This is a genomic window from Lacticaseibacillus baoqingensis, from assembly GCF_003946165.1.
Lineage (GTDB): Bacteria > Bacillota > Bacilli > Lactobacillales > Lactobacillaceae > Lacticaseibacillus > Lacticaseibacillus baoqingensis.
On sequence record NZ_RHOI01000016.1, the window covers coordinates 24,931 to 42,624 of the forward strand.

The window sequence follows — 17,694 nt, forward strand, 5'->3', positions numbered from 1 at the left end:
CCGGGAAAATCCCGCGTTTCGGCGCTGATAATGCCTAGACCAATTCCGGGAAAAAGCAGGGGTTCAACGCCTGTCACGCCTTGCATTTGCTAACCATTCAACGAGTCGTGTGAAATGATGGACAAACTGATTGTCCAAAAGGTATAATGAACCTTGTACGCAGCCATTATTTGATCAGAATTCACAGAGGAGTGTTATTGTCATGGCGCAAAAAAATATCGTCGTCATTGGCGCAGGGTTTGCAGGCGTGTATGCAACCAAAAAGCTCGCCAGAAAATTAAAGCACAATAACGATGTCACGATCACATTGATCGATAAGCATTCATATTTCACGTATATGACGGAGCTGCACGAAATCGCCGCCAATCGGGTCGCCGAAGATGCGATCCAATACGACTTGCACCGGCTGTTTGGCCGGCGGAAAAACGTCAACTTGGTCACCGATACCGTCACCACGATCGATCGCGATCAGCACTTGGTTAAAACCAAGCACGGCGCTTATCCTTATGATTACGTGATCTTAGGGATCGGCTCTGAGCCTAATGATTTTGGCACCCCTGGCGTTAAAGAGCACGGCTTCACCTTAGGGTCTTGGGAATCAGCCATCCAGCTCAAGCAGCACATTACCGATGTGGTGCGGCGCGGGGCCGTTGAACATGACCCTAAAAAACGCCAGGCGCTTTTGTCAATCGTGGTGGTCGGCTCTGGCTTTACCGGGACAGAAACGATCGGCGAATTGCGTGATTGGCGCGACCAATTAGCCAAGGAAAACAAACTTGATCCTGAAGAGATCAAATTCAGCTTGATGGAAATGGCACCAACGATCATGAATATGCTTGATCGCAGCGATGCCGCCAAAGCTGAAAAATATATGCAAAAGCGCGGCATTGCCGTGATGAAAAATACCGGTGTCGTCGGCGTCCATGAAGATCACGTTGACCTTAAAGACGGCAGCACCTTCCCGACTGCGACCTTGATTTGGACCGCTGGGGTCAAAGCCTCTGACCAAGCCGCTCAGTTTGGATTGACCCAAGGGCGCGGCGGCCGCATCGCGGTCAACGCCCAGATGCAATCTCAAGACGATGACCAGATCTATGTCGTCGGTGATGTGTCGTATTTTGCCGGCAACTCTGATCGCGGTGAACCGCAAATCGTGCAAGGCGCCGAAGCCAGTGCCCAAACGGCCTTATCCAATATCATCAAGCAAATCAACGGCCAAGCCGCAGATGTCGCTTATAAAGCCAGCTACTCCGGCTTCATGGTCAGCTTAGGCTCGCGCTATGGGGTCGCTAATTTGATGGGGATCTTCCATCTCTCCGGATTTTTCGCCATGTTGATGAAGCACTTAGTCAACATGTTGTATTTCGTGCAGATCTTCTCAGGTTATTACTTGTTCCAATATGTAATGCACGAATTCTTCCGCACCCAAAACGACCGCAATCTGATGCGCGGCCACCTGTCTCGCCAAGGCAACGTCTTATGGGCGGTACCGTCGCGGATCTTCTTAGGTGCGATGTGGCTGGTCGATTGTGCCTATAAAGTTTCCGGCAAGGAATCTTGGTTCGTCGATAAACTCCGCTTACCGTTTTCTTGGTTGCAGCCGGCGGCTACCAGCGGCGCTTCTGCTGCCGGTGCGGATACCACCAGCGCCGCGACTGGTGCAGCTGCCAGCGGTGCGGCTGACACAGCAACTACCGCAGCCAAAAGCGTCTTTTCCTTGTCTTATCAATACGGTAAAGATCCGATGATGGTCTTTGATCAAATGCCGCACTGGATGTATTCGATCACCAAGGTCTTGATCCCCAACCAGCAAGTGGCCTTCTTCATGCAAAAGTCGATGACGATCATCGAGATCTTGATCGGCTTAGCACTCGTTGCCGGCTTGTTCACTTGGGTCAGCGGTGGTGTTTCCGTGATGTTCACGCTGATCTTTTGCCTTAGTGGGATGTTTTATTGGGTCAACATTTGGATGATCCCAATGGCCATTGCGGTCATGAACGGTTCCGGCCGGGCCTTCGGGCTGGATAAGTGGGTCGTACCGTACTTGCAAAAAGTGTTCGGTAAGTGGTGGTACGGACAACCGCAGTCCCTATACGGTCAAGATACCGTCAAGTAAGCCAGCCGCATTGGCTTTCATTGTCCGCCGTTCGGTTCTGGGGTAGGATGACCTCGGAACCTTTTTTATTCAGTTTGCGAAGGGAGACCGTCTCATGCACCGCTACTTCAAAATGATTCGCCCCTTCGATTACATCATCGTCATCGCATTGCTGGCGGCATCTTTCATCCCTTATGCGTTTTTTGCCCATGCCCAAGCGCGTACCAACGCAACCAGCCCGCGCACCGTCTACACCGCGGTGGTCACCCATGATGGTCAAACCGTGTATCATATCCGGTTGACCGGGCATCGCGGCACCACCAAATTCCGTTATCACGATGGTCACGATTGGAACGAGATCGTGACCACTGATGATCACATCCAGATCGCTTCGGCTGATTGTCCCGATCAAGTCTGCGTGCGTAAAGGCCAAATCGCCAAACCTGGGCAAACCATCGTCTGCTTGCCGCATAAGCTGTTGATCGAGATCAAATCCAGCGGCCGCTCAGCAGGCAACAATACAGGCGGGATGGTGACAGAATGACTTATCATCCAGAACGTACCCGTCAATTGATCTTTATTGCCTTACTTTGCGCACAAGGGGTGATCATTGGGCTGTTAGAGCGCATGATCCCGTTTCCGTTTGCCTTTGCGCCTGGCGCCAAGTTGGGCTTGGCCAACCTGATCACGATCATTTCTTTGTTCACGATGTCCATTCCAGACAGTTTCTTGTTGATGCTGCTGCGCCTCACCTTGACGACGCTGCTTGGCGGGACGCTTTCGACGTTTATGTACAGTGGCGCCGGCGCGTTGTTGTCTTGGGCGGGGATGCTGGCGATCAAGCAACTGGGCGAACGCCGCGTCAGTATGATCGGTATCTCGGCCGCCGGCGGGATCTTACACAACGTCGGCCAGCTGTTGATCGCGAGTTTGATCGCGCAATCTTGGACGGTGATGTTGTACTTGCCGATCCTCAGCTTCATGGGGATCTTGGCTGGAATCGCCGTGGGGATCGCCGCCAACTTTTTATTCGCACACATCGATACGTTACGCCGGCTGCGTTTTGACCGGCAAAAAAGGAGTACGCCATGAAGATCCATCCAATGTGGGCGGATTATCCCGAACTCGCCAAAGACCTAACGGCGACGCTGGATCTGATCGAGTCGCAGATCCGCCCTCAAAATACAGCCGTGGCAAAAGCGCTAGTGGCCATGATCAGCGCCGGTGGGAAGCTGTTGCGGCCGGCTTATTGCCTGCTGTTTTCAGAATTTCAACCGACCCGCGATCGTCAAAAGATCATCGCCTTAGCCGCTGCGGTGGAAGCCTTACACAATGCTACCTTAGTGCATGATGATATTATCGACCGCTCCCCGACACGGCGGGGCTTGCCGACGATCAGCGCCCAGTTCGGCCAAGATGTGGCCGTTTACGCTGGTGATTACTTATTTGTCGTCTGTTTCAAGTTGATCGCCAAATATGCCAGCGACTTGCGCAGCGTCCAACAAGACAGCTCCAGCATGGAACGGCTGCTCAATGGCGAACTCGAACAAATGGGCACGCGCTATGACTATCAAATCGACATCGATCAATACCTGCACCAAGTTTCTGGTAAAACCGGGCAGTTATTTGCCCTTTCCAGCTTCATCGGTGCGTTTGAAAGCGGTCAGCCGCTGGCATTTGCCAAAAAGATCGAAAAAATCGGGATGAATATCGGCATCGCCTTTCAACTGCTCGACGACATCTTGGATTACACCAGCGATCCGGATACGATCGGCAAGCCGGTACATGAAGACATCAAACAAGGCGTCTATTCTGCCCCCTTGATCCTGGCGATGAGCCAAAACCGCCAAGCGTTCATTCCCTACCTCAGCAAACAAGCTGCCATGACCGATGCTGACCTCAACGCCATTCAAGCGTTGATGCAAGACTACGCAGGCATCGCCCAAGCTCGGCAAATGGCCAGCACCTATACGGCGCGCGCCTTAGCCGGCTTAGCCGCCTTACCAGACGTGCCGGCTAAAGCTACCTTGATCCAATTGACCACGGCCTTGCTTGATCGCAAAAGTTAACGACACCCCTACAAAACAGGCACTCGCGACTAATCGCGAGTGCCTGTTTTTTTTAGCGGTGAAAATCCAATGCAAATTGCACCACCTTGCGTTTGGCGCGTTCTTGCGCGCGGGCTAATTGTCCTGCCGAGCGGGCTAGCGGCGCGATGGCATTCAACACCGCTTGTGCTTCCAGCGACGACAACGACTGAAATAATTCCTCGACTTGGATCGCGATCAGCAAGCCGTTTTCCACTTCTTGCCCTAATTGCAGCTCTTTGGGCCGATCGACTGGCTCTGCGATCACTAGCGTTTCAATATCTCCACGCCTTTTTTTCGCCAGCGCATAGCGCATGACCGACGCCAAATGGGCATTCAACACTAAGCGGAAATAGGCCCCAAAGCGCGACCCGCTGCTGCCGTTATACCGCCTGGCAGCATTCAACAGCGCAATGCGTGCTTCTTGGTACCAATCATCGCGGTCATAATTTGGTAAATGATAGGTGTACAACAATTTTTTGACTAACGGCAGATACTGGGCAAACAGCTGTGCAAACGCATCGGAATCTGCTTGGGCGCGTTGTACCAGCTGGATCGTCGCTTCTTTTTCCATGGCACTCCCCCAAATGCCAATACATGAGAGCCCTTATTTTAGCACTTAAGCAAGCGCTGACAAGCGAACCGCTGTTTTCTTGGCAAGCAGCCTTTTCACAACCGCTGAACAAAAAAAATCATGATTTTAAGTTGGGTTTAAGTTTGCCTGCCTAACATAGGCATCACTGAAACGCAGCCGCTCGCTGCCGCAAAAAACAATGGAGATGACAATATGGATAACGCGACGAACTTAACGCCACCGCGCCAACAACCCCGCATTTATCAATTCAAACAACTGCTGCCTTGGCTGATCCCGATCGCCTTGATACTGCTATGGCAAGTCGCCGGCAGCCTCAATTGGCTCTCGACTACCTTACTCCCGACGCCTTGGTCAGTTTTTCAAGATGGGGTCAGCTTATGGCGTGCCGGAGAATTGCCTAAAAATCTTGGCATCAGTCTCTACCGCGCCTTGATGGGTTTTGCCTTAGGCGCAAGCATCGGGTTTTTCTTCGGCATGCTCAATGGCCTGTCCAAAACCGCCCGCGGCTTGTTTGATTCTACGATCCAAATGTTGCGCAACATCCCCCATTTGTCTTTGATCCCTGTGGTGATCATCTTATTTGGGATCGGCGAAACCGCCAAGATCTCCTTAGTCACCGTCGGCGTGATGTTTCCGATCTACATCAATACGTTCCACGGCATCACCAGTGTCGACCCGGAATTGATCGAAATGGGCCAAGCCTATGGGTTGTCGCCAAAAGCGCTGTTGACTAAGATCGTCTTCCCCGGCGCGTTACCGACGATCTTAGTCGGCGTGCGCTATGCCTTAGGGGTGATGTGGACAACATTGATCGTCGCAGAAACGATTTCCAGCAACTCTGGGATCGGCTATATGGCCACCAACGCCCAAGAGTTTATGAACATGAAAACTGTCCTCTTGTGCATCGTGATCTACGCGCTATTAGGGAAAGCCTCAGATCTGATCGCCAAGTTGCTAGAAGCAATCTGCCTGGACTGGCAAGTTAAAAGGAGTCGTTGATATGAGTGAACCTTTATTGACCCTTGAGCGCATCGGCAAGGTATACGGGGCCAAAATGGCCTTACATGATGTAAATTTCAGCCTTTATCCCGGCGAATTTATCGCCTTAGTCGGCATGTCTGGCGGCGGCAAAAGCACGATCTTGCGCTTGATCGCACAGCTAGAAGCACCGACTAGCGGCGAGATCACCTTCGCCCAATCAGACATGGTGACGCGCGTCATGTTTCAAAACGACCGCTTGCTGCCTTGGCTGACCAATGTGCAAAACCTCTCGTTCAAATCCTCCGATCCCACCCAACAAGCGCGGGCTTTGGCGATGCTTGACACAATCGGCTTGGCTGATTTTGCTAACGGCTACCCCAGCGCCTTATCCGGCGGGCAAAAACAGCGGCTCGCCTTAGGCCGAGCCTTGATGGCCGATCCGCAGCTTTTGTTGTTAGACGAGCCGCTGGGAGCATTGGATGCCCTAACGCGCCGCAAAATGCAAGCCAGCATCGCCAAGATCTGCCACGACCAACAGCTGACCACGTTATTGATCACCCATGATGTCGAAGAAGCGGCCCGCATGGCCGATCGCGTGATCGTCATCAAAGACGGTACCAATATCTACGAAGCCGATGGTGCCAAAGGCCAAGATGCGGCCACGATCGGCACCGTGGCTGAACGGGTCTTAGAGGTGATCTTAAACCCAGCGACACCGGCAAGGGGGTGAGCAGCTTGACGACTGCGATCCAAAAAAAGCGCCCTTACTTGTACGAAGTAGATATGATGCGCATCATCTTCATCTTTGGGGTCTTGTTGAATCATACGACTACCGCGTTTGCCCAAAGCATGACTGACGCCACTGGTTGGGCCCATCTGCTGCTGTTGGCGACGCATTTAACGATCCATTTTACCCGGATGGGCTTCATGTTCATGACCGGGCTGGTTTTGACATTAAATTACTATTCGCGCCACGACTGGCCAACGTTTTTTAAAAAGCGCTTTGCCGGTTCCGGCTGGCCGTATGTCTTGTGGAACTTCATCTTGATGGTCATGGCCTTGATCGTTGGCGCCCCTGGGTTCAGCCTGGCAAACTTCTCTGGTACCTACCTCAGCGCACTGGTACATGGCGATCAATTCTACATGTACTACATCTTGGTGACCTTGCAATTGTATGTGCTGTTTCCGCTGCTGGTCGCGTTGTTTAAAAAATTACCCAACCGCCATTTGACCATTTTAGTGACCAGTTTCGGGCTGCAGCTGGCGTTAATGTTTGCCATCAAATACGGCTTGCCGCATGTGGATCGCAGCCATTGGCTGTGGTGGTTTTCCGCTTATGGCGTCAACGTGTTCACCTACCAGTTTTATTTCATTTTTGGCGCGTACACGTCATTGCATTATCAAGCGCTTGTGGCTTTCATCAAACACCACGCCAAAGCCATCGGCAGCTGGACCTTAGCGTTGGGCCTAGGCACAGTGGGCTATTACTTCTGGAATCGCGGTGTTTTAGGCCTCACGCATACCGCTGCAGTTTCCCCGCATCAGCCTTACATGTTAGTTTATGACACCATGATGATCATCTTCGTCTTTGGCATCGGCAAGCTTTATGCGTGCAAACGCCTGGCGCTGCCGACTTGGGTCAAGGACTTAGTCGCCAATGGGGCCAAGGTGTCATTTGGGATCTATCTGGATCAAACCATTGGCTTGACGCTGTTAAGCTGGCTGCTGCAATTTACCAAGTTGCCGGATTGGGGCTATCTCCTGTTGATTCCGATCGGTTATGCCTTGGTCTTGACGATCAGTTTTGCGATCGCATGGTTTTGTTATCGGGTGGCGCCGTTTGGTATTTTGATCGGGCGTCCGCAAATTCATCTCTTCAACCGTCAGAAAGGAATGGTCATTCATGACGCAACTTACCACACTACTGTCCAATCAACTCAAAAATAATCTGACCCGGTCTTTAGTCAAAGACACCAATTACCCTGACTGGTTCACCGGCAAACACTTGCAACAAGATGTCTTGGCCTTGCATACCTTGTTTGTCACCCAAAAACTCGGCCATGGTGATCAGCTTTTAGTCTGCTTGCCTAACTCGGCTGCCTTTTTGGTGATCAATCAAGCCGCGTGGGAGCTGGGGATCATCGTTCATCCGATCAGCCCCACGACGCCTATCCCCGAATTGATCGCCGCTGATCACGAGCAGCACTACCCCATGCTGTTGTTGACGCCTGAATTAGCCGCCGGTTTTGCGGCGCCAGATTTTGGTCATGAAACGCTCCACTTGAACACGGCAGCCCTATCCGTGGTAAAAGACTGCACCCAACTTGATCAGCGCACCAGCGCCGATCGATCGCCGGTGCAAGAAGACGATCTGGGCTTGATCCTCAATACTTCTGGCACCACCGGCCAGCCCAAGCAAGTGGGCTTATCGCAGCGGATCTTATTAAACGCTGCCAGACATGACGCCGCCTCCAATCATATGACCCCAAAAGACACCGCCATGATCACCATGCCGATGTTTCATATCAACGCGCAAGTCATGTCGACGCTGTCTTCGCGGGTGGCCAACGCGCGCATCGTGATTACGCCGCAGTTTTCGGCCTCACAGTTTTGGCCTCAAGTCCAGGCCAATCACGTCACTTGGGTCAGCGTAGTCCCAACGATCATCAGCTTCTTATTGCTCAACGAACAAGCCAACGCCGCTTATGGGCGGCTGCAGGCTAAAATCGCCCTGCGCTTTGTGCGCTCCAGTTCGTTTGCCTTGCCAAAAGAGCGCCTGCAGGCGTTTCAGGCGCGTTTTCATACCTTGGTGATCGAAGGGTATGGCATGACCGAATCTGCCAGCCAATGCACCACCAACCCCCATGACGCGCCTAAGATCGGATCAGCCGGCTTGCCTTATGGCACTGAAGTCAAGCTCGTCGTGGCCGACCAATTTACCGCTGCTCCAGGGGTTTTAGGCGAGATCGCGATCCGCGGCGACCATGTGATCACCCATTACCTGGATGATGCCAACCCTGAGTCATTTAAAGCCGGCTGGTTTTTAACTGGCGATCTTGGCTACTTCGATGAAGATGGCTACTTGTTTGTTAAAGGCCGCAAAAAAGAGATCATTTCGCGCGGCGGTGAAAAAGTCGCCCCGGCCCATGTCGAATCGGTGTTGAGCGCCTTGCCGTTCATTGAACAACTGGCCGTCATCGGCATGCCTGACCCACTTTACGGCGAAGCGGTCACTGCCGTGGTGGTTTCCACCACCCCTGGGTTGAACCAAGCCGCTCAAGCCCAACAACTGCTGGCTTACGGTCAAGCCCAGCTCGCCAAATTTGAAACCCCAACGCAAGTCGAATTCATTCGCGAATTTCCGCGCAACCCCACTGGCAAGATCTTACGCGCGCAACTGCGCGATCAACTACTCGCAATAGGAGCAAACGCATGAAGAAAAAACGCCTGCTGATCACATTACTGATCGCTATCATCGCAGCTGCCGGCTGGTTTGGCTATTCGCAAACCCATGAAACCGCCGCCCAAAAGCTCACCACCGTCACTATTGGTTATCAAAAAGCCGATCCCGTGGATATCTCACGGGCGCGCGGCGAATTAGCTAAGAAAATGAAAAAACAAGGCTACCAAGTCGTCTTCAAAGAATTCCAAGATGGCACCGCCTTAACCACTGCCTTGAAAGCTGGCGACATCGACTATGCCCGCTTAGGCGATGTGCCGCCGGTGACCGCCCAAGCTAACGGCATGGACTTTGTCTATATTGCCGCAGGCGCTGACAAGGTCAAAGGCTCTGGTATCGAAGTGAAAAAAAACAGTCAAATTGCTTCCGTCGCTGACCTCAAAGGCAAGACGATTGCCTACACCAAAGGCACATCAGCGCAGTTCATGATCATTCAAGCCTTAAAAAAAGCCGGCTTGACCACCAGCGATGTCAAATTAGTCTCAATGGACCAAAGCGCCGCAGCGGTCGCTTTTGCTAAAGGCACTGTCGACGCTTGGGCCACTTGGGATCCGTACACGTCAACAGCCGAAGTCAATGCCAATGCAAAGCTGTTAGTGGATGATACCGGCTTGGCTAAAAATCGCGACTTCCTGATCTCGTCTAAACAATATGCCGCCAAACACCAGCAGGTTTCCAAGCTATTAGTCCAATACTTGGCTGACGATATGGATTGGGCCAACACGCATAAAACGGCACTGACCGATATGTTGGTGAAGATGCTCAAGCTTAAAAAGAGCATCGTGTTGCGCATGGTCCAGCGGCGTGATTACTCGATGGGCAAAGTCACCACCAGCATCTTAAAAGAACAACAAACCATTGCCGATGTCTTTTATGCCCAAGGGCTGATCAGCAAAAAGGTCAACGTTGAATCCGCCACGCTCCAATAACCCCTCTTCAGGCTGTTGCTGGCGCACCAAAAAAGATCATGACGCGGGTCATGATCTTTTTTGGTGCGCGCATCGTTTACGCTAATTACGTGCGCGGTGATGCATCTAATGAAAAAACGGCGACACAGCCTAAGCCGGTATGCGCAGCGATCGCGGCGCCGATGGCTTCGATGCGGATCGGCGTTTGCGGATAAGTCGCATGGATGCGCTCCTGCACGGTGGCGGCGGCTTCTGGGGCTTGGGTGGTGGCGATGATCACTTGATGCGTTGGCTCTGCGGCTAACGCGGCAATGGTTTCATCAGCCAAGGCAAACAAGGACTTTTGGCGCGAACGGGCTTTTTTGACCACGCGCAGATGCCCGGCGACATCGACATCCATGACCGGCTTAATATGCAGCATCGTCCCTAACGCCGCACTGGTCTTGGATAAGCGGCCGCCATGATACAAATAGTTCAAATCATCAACGGTAAACCATTGCCGGTACCGCAAGCGATTGGCCTCTAGCCAATCCGCTAAGTCATCGCGGCTGGTACCGGCTTTTTGCTGGGCGATCGCATCTAACACCATCAAGCCCAAACCGGCACTGGCAGCTAACGAATCGACCAAGCGAATATCAGCATCCGGATAATCTTCCAACAAGATCGCCTTAGCCTGCGTCGCCGAATCAAACGTCCCACTCAACCCAGAAGAAAAACCCAAGTACAAAATGGGCGTCTTGGCTTTCACATAAGGGGTAAAAAAGTCGACGAACTGGCCGACATTGACTTGGGCAGTGGTGGGCATGACGCCATTGGCAATTTGGGTATACAAATCAGCGACCGCAAAGGTTTCCCCGAGATCATCGATGTGTTCGACCCCATTCACGTCAACGTGCATCGAAACGAAGTCGACCCCTGCATCGCGCAAAGTTTGGTACGGTAGATCACAAGCGGAATCGGTCAGTAGTTGAAACATGATATTCTCCTTGAGTTTAAGACATATATGGAAATTCTACACTGATTACGAAAAAACACAAATTCGCCGACCGACATACGGCGTGCTCCTTGCAGCGCTGAAGCTTGCTGCGCCAGTAGGCTGGGTCATCTCGCCGAGCAAGCAAAAAAGGGCAAGTCCCAATGCGGCCTTACCCCCTGGCGACTTATGCCATCGCCACATTCGTTTCCAGTTTTGCGCGGTTCAATAACACTGAGCTGGTGACCACAGACAAAGAACTAAAGGCCATCGCCAAACCAGCCAGTTCTGGGCTCAACGTCACCCCAGCGGCAAAAAAGACGCCAGCGGCCACAGGGATCCCTAACACGTTATAAATAAACGCCCAAAACAGATTCAGCTTGATCCGATTGAAGGTTTTCTTGCTCAAGGCCAAGGCCCGATCAACATCGCGCAGATCATTTTTGACCAACACGATCCCGCCGGATTCGATCGCGATATCGGTACCAGACCCCATCGCGATCCCCACATCGGCAACCGTCAACGCCGGCGCGTCATTGATCCCATCGCCCACAAATGCCACCTTGCCATTTTCCTGCAATTTTTGTACCTGTGCGGCTTTATCTTCTGGCAAGACATCAGCGATCACTGCATCGATCCCGACTGCAGCGGCGATTGCTTCTGCCACGCGGCGATTGTCCCCTGTCAGCATCACCGTATGCAAGCCGCGCGCCTTTAATGCCGCGATTGCCGCTTGCGAGGTGGCTTTAGGGGTATCTTGGATCGCGATCAAGCCGATCACCTGCTGGTTTTCGCCAACATAAACAACGGTTTTGGCTTGGGCTTGCAAGGCTGCTGCTTGCTGCTGCAAAGCCTGAGTAATCGTGACGCCGGCTAAGAGCTTGTCATTGCCGACAAAAGCCGTGCTGCCATTGATCGCGGCGCTGACACCTTTGCCTTGGATGGCTTGAAATTCTTGAGCAGCAGGCACTTTGATCCCAGCTGTTTGCGCTTTTTGCATGATCGCTGCCGCCAATGGATGCTCGCTGGCCGCCTCTAGTGCGGCGCTGATGGTCAATACCTGCGTGTCATCCCCGATGATGTCGGTGACCACCGGCTGGCCATTGGTAATGGTACCGGTTTTATCAAACACCACGGTTTGGACATCATTGACAGCTTCAAGGACTTCACCATTTTTGATCAAGATCCCCATTTTCGCGCTGCGGCCAGTGCCGACCATCAAAGCGGTTGGCGTTGCCAAACCTAACGCACATGGGCAAGCGATCACGACTACTGAAACCGCGAAGATCAAGGCACTGGCCAGACTCGCGCCTAAAAACGAATACCACACCATAAATGTGACAATGGCTAACATCAACACGACAGGCACAAAAATATCTGAGACTTTGTCGGTGAGCTTTTGGATCGGTGCATGACTGGTTTGCGCCTTTTTCACCAATTCGACGATTTGCGCTAACATCGTGTCGGCGCCTACTTTTTCAGCCTTGAAGGTCAAAGCGCCGGTAGTATTGATCGTGGCCCCGATCACGTGATCGCCGCTTTGTTTCTCCACTGGCATGCTTTCGCCAGTGACCATCGACTCATCGATCGTTGAATGCCCTGCAGTGATCACGCCATCAACCGCGATTTTTTCACCAGGCTTGACTTGGATCAAATCGCCGACCACGATTTGGTCGATCGGCAACCTTTGGGGTTGGCCGTCGCGCAAGACCACGGCGTCTTTGGCTTGCAGATCGACCAACTTGGATACCGCGTTAGACGCGTTGTTGCGCATGCGTTCTTCAAACACTTGCCCCAGCAGCACAAAGCAAGTCACGATCGCGGCACTTTCAAAAAACACCGGCTGCTGCGTTGCCATCGCGTAAATACTATACAAATAAGCTGTCGCCGTACCGATCGCCACTAAGGTATCCATATTGGCATGATGCTTTTTAAAACTCGCCCAAGCACTTTGCCAAAATGGCCGCGCAGAAGTGGCCATGATGATCGACGTCAAAATCAACATCGTCCAATGCCCGCCAGGCAGCATCCACCCAAACGGCTTGAGGACCATTTCTAATAACATTGGCAGCGACAAGAGCAAAGACACCCAAAACCGCTTCGTGATTGACATTAACTGATCACCACCTTGCCATGGAACATGTCCATCCCGCAACTAAAGCCAAATTCCCCAGCCTTGGCGGTATCGATGGTCACCGTTTGCGGTTGATCCAAGGGCAATTCGGTTTCAAAATCAAAGTCTTTTGAATGCACCACGTCTAAACATCCGGCATCGCTGGTCCGGGTAAAGGTGATTTCAGCGGGAATCCCTTGGCGCAAATTGACGACGGCAGGCTGATAGCCGCCAGCAACGGTAACATTCACTTTTTGTACAGCTTCACTCATAATGATTTCCTCCTGATTGATCAAACGTGATGGGCGCTCATTCGATCACTAATTGCCCGTGGAACATGTCCATGCCGCAAGCCCAAGTATATTCACCAGGCTTAGAGGTATCGATTTTGATGGCTTCGGTTTCCCCTTTAGGCAGCGGCTGATTGATCCCAAAATCTGGAAAGACCACGCGATCCAAACAGCTTGACGGATCTTCACGGGTAAAATTCAGCACCGCCGGCACGCCTTGTTTTAAAACGACTCGTTCTGGGGAATAGCCCCCTAGTACTTTGACATCAACTGTTTGGGTTTGATCTTCGACTTGGGCTTCAACTGTGGCCACGGCGTGCTTGCCGAAAAACCACCACGCGATAAACCCAATGACCAACAACCCAGCGATCACAACGATAATTTGACTCATTTTTCTGCACACGCTCCTTCACAACTATCGGCGTCTCCTAAGCAATTGCAAGCCACATGTTCTGGCGCCGTCGGTAATTTTTGCGCCAACACCGCCTGCATCTGCTTGATATCGGCTTGACTCAGCGTCGTTTGGGCCAGCAAGTCCAGCAACACCCCGCCTTTTTTCATCGCGCACAGATGATCAAACAATTCGCTCGCGGTTTGCGCCATGGCGGCTTTTTCACTCACTTGCGGATGATAGACAAACTTGCGCCCTGCCGCAGTGGTCGTCAAGATCTGCTTTTGCACCAGCCGGCGCAACAAGGTCTTGATCGTTGATTCCGACCAATCACGCTTGCCTTGCAACACGGTGATGATCTCCGTGCTGGCGGCTTGCTTTTTGGTCCAGATCACCCGCATCACTTCCCATTCGGCTGGCGACATTTCCGTCGCGATCGCCATAGCGTCACGTCCTTTCGTTTACGTTTGTAACTCACAAATACAGCATAAGCTTACCATCTACATTTGTCAACGAAATAGGCAAAAAAAACGGCCGCCTGATGGTTGGCTGCCGCTAGTGGTTTAGTGATGATGGCGATGCTTTTTTTCCAATTGCCGCCGCAACGCGTCCAGCTGCGCTTTTTGTTCTGGGCGCCAAGGGACATTGCGCCGCGCTTGGCGCATGATGAACGGATCAGTCGAGCTGGTGAATTCGCGATGCGAGCGTTGGACTTCGCGTAAAAAATCACGCGATGAGATCCGCAGCGCCCCGCGAGAAAAGACGGTCCATTGTTCTGCTTGATCGCTGGTGACGACTGTTAATTGCACCAAAGGCGAATTGTTTTGTTCCGCTAACGCTTCGATATACGAATCCGCAGTTTGATCTTCATTCGTCCAAACGATCTGCATATCCCATTGGTCATATTTTTGCCCGATGCCTGGTACATACATGGCATCAAACACCACGATCATCTCGGCTTTTTCATGGGCCCGGTATTCTGCTAAGACTTGCAGCAGCCGGTCGCGAGCGGCATCCAGCTTGTCATCCGCCTTGAGTTTGGCCAGATCCGGCCAATTGCCGATAACATTATAGGCGTCGACGATCAAAATATGCCGGCGCATCTTATTGGCCTCGACTAGAAAAGGCCTGATACATTAAGATCCCGGCAGCAACGCTGGCATTCAGGCTTTGCACATGACCAACCATGGGAATGGTCACCGTGGCATCCATCAGCTTGGCAACGCCTGGGCTGATGCCTTTGCCTTCATTGCCGATCACCAAAGCGATCGGCCCATGCGCATCCCATTGCCGGAAATCTTGGCCATCCATAGCGGTCCCAAACACCCACACGCCGCGGTCTTTCAAGTCGCGGATCGCGTTGGCCAAATTGGTGACGCGCGCCACCGGCACATGCTCAATGGCGCCAGTCGACACTTTGGCTACCGTCGACGTCAAGCCGACTGCCCGGTGTTTGGGGATGATCAGCCCGTCAACGCCAATAGCATCGGCGGTCCGCAAGATCGAACCTAAGTTATGCGGATCTTCTAAGTTGTCCAACACGACAAAAAACGGGTCGTGGCCTTGGGCATGATCGAATAAGTCGGCGATCGTGGCATAAGCATAGGGGCTCATCGCCAACATGACCCCTTGGTGATTGCCGCCATCGGTCAAAAGATCCAGCTTCGCCTTAGGCACTTGGCTGACCAAGATCTTCTTGCTTTGGGCCGCTTTGACGATCGCGTGCACTTGATCGCTTTTGAGTTCGCTTTGCACGAATAACTTGTTGATATTCGCCGCCGAACCCACTTTGAGTGCTTCTTCGACCGCGTGGCGGCCAAAGACAAACTCAGCATCCGCCGCCTCTGATTCTTCAGGCTGGTGCTGACGGCGATCGGCTTGCTGTGCACGCTCGTAGCGTTCATCACGCGCCGCTTTTTGCGTGGGATCGCGATGGAACTTACCTGAGCGCGGCTTGCGCTTATTTGGTTGTGATTTGACCATGGCCGGTTCCTCCTGCTTCAACGTAGTCGATACACCACGCTGCTAATTCATCGATTCGCGCCTTTTGGCCGGTTAATTGCAAATAGCCGAACAAGGCCTCAAATCCCGTCGAGATACGATAAGTGACCACGTCAGTGTGCTTGGCGTGGGTATAGCTTTTGGCATTGCGTCCGCGTCTGAAATAATCCCATTCGTCATCACTCAGCAAGGCTTGTGCTTCCATGCCGGCGATCAAAGCCGCTTGGGCTTTAGCTGAAACGAAAGACTTCGCGACTTTTTGTAATTGTGCCGGGCGGACTAGGCCGCGCGCCAGCAAGTGCTGGCGGACATAGACTTCATACACTGCATCCCCTAAATAGGCTAATGCGATCCCGTTAAGTTGTTTTGCGTCGGTCATTTGCGGCGCCACCTCGTTCCTTGCGGCGTATCTTCCAAAAGAATGCCTTGTTGTGCCAAGTCATCTCTGATCTGGTCACTTTTGGCAAAATCCTTGGCGGCGCGCGCCGCATCGCGCTGTTTGATCAAGTCATCAACTTGCGCATCCAGTAAGCCGCTGGCTGCAAAATGCACCCCGAAAATTGCCAGCCAATCGCTTAACGTCGTGCGCAATAAGGTCAAACTGTCAGCCGCCACCGTTTTTTCAGCGGCATACTCGTTCATCAACTTGGCCAAGTCATAAACGACTGCCAAGCCATTTTGCACGTTAAAATCATCATCCATCGCCGCAATAAATTGGGCTTTTTTATCCTCGACTTGCTGGGTGATGGCTGCATCGACGCCCGCTTGAGCGTCTTTGAGCCGATAAGCCGCATTGGTATCGGCATTGTGCAGCTTTTCTAAATTACGAGCGGCTTCTTGCAAGCCGGTTTCTGAATACCGGATCGGCCGGCGATATTGGGTCCCTGCCATCAAAAAGCGCAAGACCATGGGCTCGACGGTTTTCAAGATATCATGCACCGTGATGAAGTTGCCCAAAGACTTGCTCATCTTCTGGTCGTCTTCGCCAATGGTCACAAACCCGTTGTGCAGCCAATAATTGGCAAACTTCTTGCCAGTCTTCGCTTCAGATTGGGCGATTTCATTCGTATGATGCGGAAATTCCAAGTCTTGCCCGCCAGCATGGATATCAATGGTATCGCCTAAAATCGTGGTGGCCATCACTGAGCATTCGATGTGCCACCCAGGCCGCCCTGCCCCCCAAGGTGATTCCCAAGAGATCTCACCGGGTTTGGCGCCTTTCCATAAGGCAAAATCGACCGGATCTTCTTTGCGCGCCGTTTCCGCATCAGCGGTATGCTGGCTGGCACCTTGTTCGAGTTCATCAATATTTTTGTGGGCCAATTCACCATAATGCGGGAATTTGCGCACGCGATAATAAACGTCCCCATCTACGGCATAAGCGAAGCCTTTGGTGATCAAAGCTTGAATAAACGCAATGATCTCTGGGATCATGGTACTGGCGCGCGGGTTGGCCGTTGCCGGTTGGATGCCAATGGCTTTCGTATCAGCCATAAACGCATCAATATAGCGTTGCGCCAGATCAAGCGGGGCCACATGTTCTGCTTGGGCCGCCTTGATGATCTTATCATCGACATCCGTAAAATTCATGACGTAATCGACTTGGTAGCCGCGGTATTCAAAATACCGGCGGATTGTATCAAAAGCGATCGCACTGCGCGCATTGCCGATATGAATGTAGTTATATACAGTGGGTCCACAAACATACATGCGCACCTTACCAGGAACCAGCGGCTTAAACACTTCCTTGCGCCGTGTGAGCGTGTTATATAGTTGCAGCATCAGCAGATGCTCCTTTCT

General features: G+C 52.3%; 19 protein-coding genes. 9 read left to right on the forward strand and 10 right to left on the reverse strand.

Features of this window, described 5'->3' with window-relative positions; translation table 11 throughout:
- Positions 1-202 precede the first annotated feature (202 nt).
- The 4 genes from EKM91_RS07955 to EKM91_RS07970 all read left to right on the forward strand — a co-directional run bounded on the left by EKM91_RS07955 (position 203) and on the right by EKM91_RS07970 (position 4,164).
- Positions 203-2,116, forward strand: a complete 1,914-nt coding sequence (locus EKM91_RS07955; protein WP_125752398.1) for an NAD(P)/FAD-dependent oxidoreductase — start codon at positions 203-205, stop codon at positions 2,114-2,116.
- Between the two features lie 94 nt (positions 2,117-2,210).
- Complete coding sequence (locus EKM91_RS07960; protein WP_125752401.1) at positions 2,211-2,639, forward strand: NusG domain II-containing protein; 429 nt, start codon at positions 2,211-2,213, stop codon at positions 2,637-2,639.
- Entirely contained in the window at positions 2,636-3,187 is a 552-nt protein-coding gene (locus EKM91_RS07965) for a Gx transporter family protein (protein ID WP_125752403.1), read from the forward strand. Before EKM91_RS07960 ends, EKM91_RS07965 begins: the two co-directional genes overlap by 4 nt.
- On the forward strand, positions 3,184-4,164 hold the full coding sequence (locus tag EKM91_RS07970) for a polyprenyl synthetase family protein (protein ID WP_125752406.1): 981 nt from the start codon (positions 3,184-3,186) through the stop codon (positions 4,162-4,164). The genes EKM91_RS07965 and EKM91_RS07970 overlap by 4 nt, the downstream gene beginning before the upstream one ends.
- 52 nt (positions 4,165-4,216) lie before the next feature.
- On the opposite strand, the gene EKM91_RS07975 is transcribed toward EKM91_RS07970, so the two are convergent.
- Positions 4,217-4,756 carry a sigma-70 family RNA polymerase sigma factor gene (locus EKM91_RS07975; protein WP_125752410.1) on the reverse strand — a complete coding sequence of 180 codons (540 nt, stop codon included), beginning with the start codon at positions 4,754-4,756 and terminating at the stop codon, positions 4,217-4,219.
- A gap of 213 nt (positions 4,757-4,969) precedes the next feature.
- On the opposite strand from EKM91_RS07975, the gene EKM91_RS07980 reads away from it, so the two are divergent.
- From EKM91_RS07980 to EKM91_RS08000, 5 genes are read left to right on the forward strand one after another with little or no spacing between them, the layout of a single operon-like run.
- Entirely contained in the window at positions 4,970-5,776 is an 807-nt protein-coding gene (locus tag EKM91_RS07980; protein WP_125752413.1) for an ABC transporter permease subunit, read from the forward strand.
- A gap of 1 nt (position 5,777) precedes the next feature.
- Positions 5,778-6,488 carry an ABC transporter ATP-binding protein gene (locus EKM91_RS07985; protein WP_125752416.1) on the forward strand — a complete coding sequence of 237 codons (711 nt, stop codon included), beginning with the start codon at positions 5,778-5,780 and terminating at the stop codon, positions 6,486-6,488.
- 53 nt (positions 6,489-6,541) lie between these two features.
- Positions 6,542-7,705, forward strand: coding sequence for an acyltransferase (locus EKM91_RS07990; protein ID WP_274379979.1), 1,164 nt, complete (start codon positions 6,542-6,544; stop codon positions 7,703-7,705).
- Complete coding sequence (locus EKM91_RS07995) at positions 7,662-9,194, forward strand: AMP-binding protein (protein WP_125752419.1); 1,533 nt, start codon at positions 7,662-7,664, stop codon at positions 9,192-9,194. The genes EKM91_RS07990 and EKM91_RS07995 overlap by 44 nt, the downstream gene beginning before the upstream one ends.
- On the forward strand, positions 9,191-10,147 hold the full coding sequence (locus EKM91_RS08000) for an aliphatic sulfonate ABC transporter substrate-binding protein (protein ID WP_125752422.1): 957 nt from the start codon (positions 9,191-9,193) through the stop codon (positions 10,145-10,147). The genes EKM91_RS07995 and EKM91_RS08000 overlap by 4 nt, the downstream gene beginning before the upstream one ends.
- An 85-nt stretch (positions 10,148-10,232) precedes the next feature.
- Here the strand turns inward: EKM91_RS08000 and EKM91_RS08005 are convergent, their stop codons facing one another.
- The 9 genes from EKM91_RS08005 to cysS form a co-directional block, all read right to left on the reverse strand.
- Positions 10,233-11,102 (reverse strand): DegV family protein, encoded by an 870-nt coding sequence (locus tag EKM91_RS08005; protein ID WP_125752425.1) that lies wholly within the window; start codon positions 11,100-11,102, stop codon positions 10,233-10,235.
- 184 nt (positions 11,103-11,286) lie between these two features.
- Entirely contained in the window at positions 11,287-13,212 is a 1,926-nt protein-coding gene (locus EKM91_RS08010; protein WP_125752428.1) for a copper-translocating P-type ATPase, read from the reverse strand.
- On the reverse strand, positions 13,212-13,484 hold the full coding sequence (locus EKM91_RS08015) for a cupredoxin domain-containing protein (protein ID WP_125752431.1): 273 nt from the start codon (positions 13,482-13,484) through the stop codon (positions 13,212-13,214). The genes EKM91_RS08010 and EKM91_RS08015 overlap by 1 nt, the downstream gene beginning before the upstream one ends.
- Before the next feature lie 37 nt (positions 13,485-13,521).
- Positions 13,522-13,893, reverse strand: a complete 372-nt coding sequence (locus EKM91_RS08020; RefSeq protein WP_125752434.1) for a cupredoxin domain-containing protein — start codon at positions 13,891-13,893, stop codon at positions 13,522-13,524.
- Positions 13,890-14,336, reverse strand: a complete 447-nt coding sequence (locus EKM91_RS08025; RefSeq protein ID WP_125752437.1) for a CopY/TcrY family copper transport repressor — start codon at positions 14,334-14,336, stop codon at positions 13,890-13,892. The genes EKM91_RS08020 and EKM91_RS08025 overlap by 4 nt, the downstream gene beginning before the upstream one ends.
- 120 nt (positions 14,337-14,456) lie before the next feature.
- Complete coding sequence (locus EKM91_RS08030) at positions 14,457-14,996, reverse strand: NYN domain-containing protein (protein WP_125752440.1); 540 nt, start codon at positions 14,994-14,996, stop codon at positions 14,457-14,459.
- 1 nt (position 14,997) lies between these two features.
- Positions 14,998-15,876, reverse strand: coding sequence for a 23S rRNA (guanosine(2251)-2'-O)-methyltransferase RlmB (gene rlmB / locus EKM91_RS08035; RefSeq protein ID WP_125752443.1), 879 nt, complete (start codon positions 15,874-15,876; stop codon positions 14,998-15,000).
- On the reverse strand, positions 15,854-16,273 hold the full coding sequence (locus EKM91_RS08040) for a Mini-ribonuclease 3 (RefSeq protein WP_125752447.1): 420 nt from the start codon (positions 16,271-16,273) through the stop codon (positions 15,854-15,856). The genes rlmB and EKM91_RS08040 overlap by 23 nt, the downstream gene beginning before the upstream one ends.
- Complete coding sequence (gene cysS, locus EKM91_RS08045; RefSeq protein WP_125752450.1) at positions 16,270-17,676, reverse strand: cysteine--tRNA ligase; 1,407 nt, start codon at positions 17,674-17,676, stop codon at positions 16,270-16,272. Before cysS ends, EKM91_RS08040 begins: the two co-directional genes overlap by 4 nt.
- Positions 17,677-17,694 lie beyond the last annotated feature (18 nt).

Excerpts from the sequence above, each read along its gene's own strand:
- EKM91_RS07960 (WP_125752401.1), top strand. The coding sequence starts at position 2,211 with ATGCACCGCTACTTCAAAATGATTCGCCCCTTCGATTACATCATCGTC.
- EKM91_RS07955 (WP_125752398.1), top strand. The coding sequence starts at position 203 with ATGGCGCAAAAAAATATCGTCGTCATTGGCGCAGGGTTTGCAGGCGTG.
- EKM91_RS07980 (WP_125752413.1), top strand. The coding sequence starts at position 4,970 with ATGGATAACGCGACGAACTTAACGCCACCGCGCCAACAACCCCGCATT.
- EKM91_RS08025 (WP_125752437.1), bottom strand. The coding sequence starts at position 14,336 with ATGGCGATCGCGACGGAAATGTCGCCAGCCGAATGGGAAGTGATGCGG.
- EKM91_RS08020 (WP_125752434.1), bottom strand. The coding sequence starts at position 13,893 with ATGAGTCAAATTATCGTTGTGATCGCTGGGTTGTTGGTCATTGGGTTT.
- EKM91_RS08015 (WP_125752431.1), bottom strand. The coding sequence starts at position 13,484 with ATGAGTGAAGCTGTACAAAAAGTGAATGTTACCGTTGCTGGCGGCTAT.
- EKM91_RS08000 (WP_125752422.1), top strand. The coding sequence starts at position 9,191 with ATGAAGAAAAAACGCCTGCTGATCACATTACTGATCGCTATCATCGCA.
- EKM91_RS08040 (WP_125752447.1), bottom strand. The coding sequence starts at position 16,273 with ATGACCGACGCAAAACAACTTAACGGGATCGCATTAGCCTATTTAGGG.
- EKM91_RS08005 (WP_125752425.1), bottom strand. The coding sequence starts at position 11,102 with ATGTTTCAACTACTGACCGATTCCGCTTGTGATCTACCGTACCAAACT.
- rlmB (WP_125752443.1), bottom strand. The coding sequence starts at position 15,876 with ATGGTCAAATCACAACCAAATAAGCGCAAGCCGCGCTCAGGTAAGTTC.
- EKM91_RS07995 (WP_125752419.1), top strand. The coding sequence starts at position 7,662 with ATGACGCAACTTACCACACTACTGTCCAATCAACTCAAAAATAATCTG.
- EKM91_RS07975 (WP_125752410.1), bottom strand. The coding sequence starts at position 4,756 with ATGGAAAAAGAAGCGACGATCCAGCTGGTACAACGCGCCCAAGCAGAT.
- EKM91_RS07970 (WP_125752406.1), top strand. The coding sequence starts at position 3,184 with ATGAAGATCCATCCAATGTGGGCGGATTATCCCGAACTCGCCAAAGAC.
- EKM91_RS07985 (WP_125752416.1), top strand. The coding sequence starts at position 5,778 with ATGAGTGAACCTTTATTGACCCTTGAGCGCATCGGCAAGGTATACGGG.
- EKM91_RS07965 (WP_125752403.1), top strand. The coding sequence starts at position 2,636 with ATGACTTATCATCCAGAACGTACCCGTCAATTGATCTTTATTGCCTTA.
- cysS (WP_125752450.1), bottom strand. The coding sequence starts at position 17,676 with ATGCTGCAACTATATAACACGCTCACACGGCGCAAGGAAGTGTTTAAG.
- EKM91_RS08030 (WP_125752440.1), bottom strand. The coding sequence starts at position 14,996 with ATGCGCCGGCATATTTTGATCGTCGACGCCTATAATGTTATCGGCAAT.
- EKM91_RS08010 (WP_125752428.1), bottom strand. The coding sequence starts at position 13,212 with ATGTCAATCACGAAGCGGTTTTGGGTGTCTTTGCTCTTGTCGCTGCCA.
- EKM91_RS07990 (WP_274379979.1), top strand. The coding sequence starts at position 6,542 with ATGATGCGCATCATCTTCATCTTTGGGGTCTTGTTGAATCATACGACT.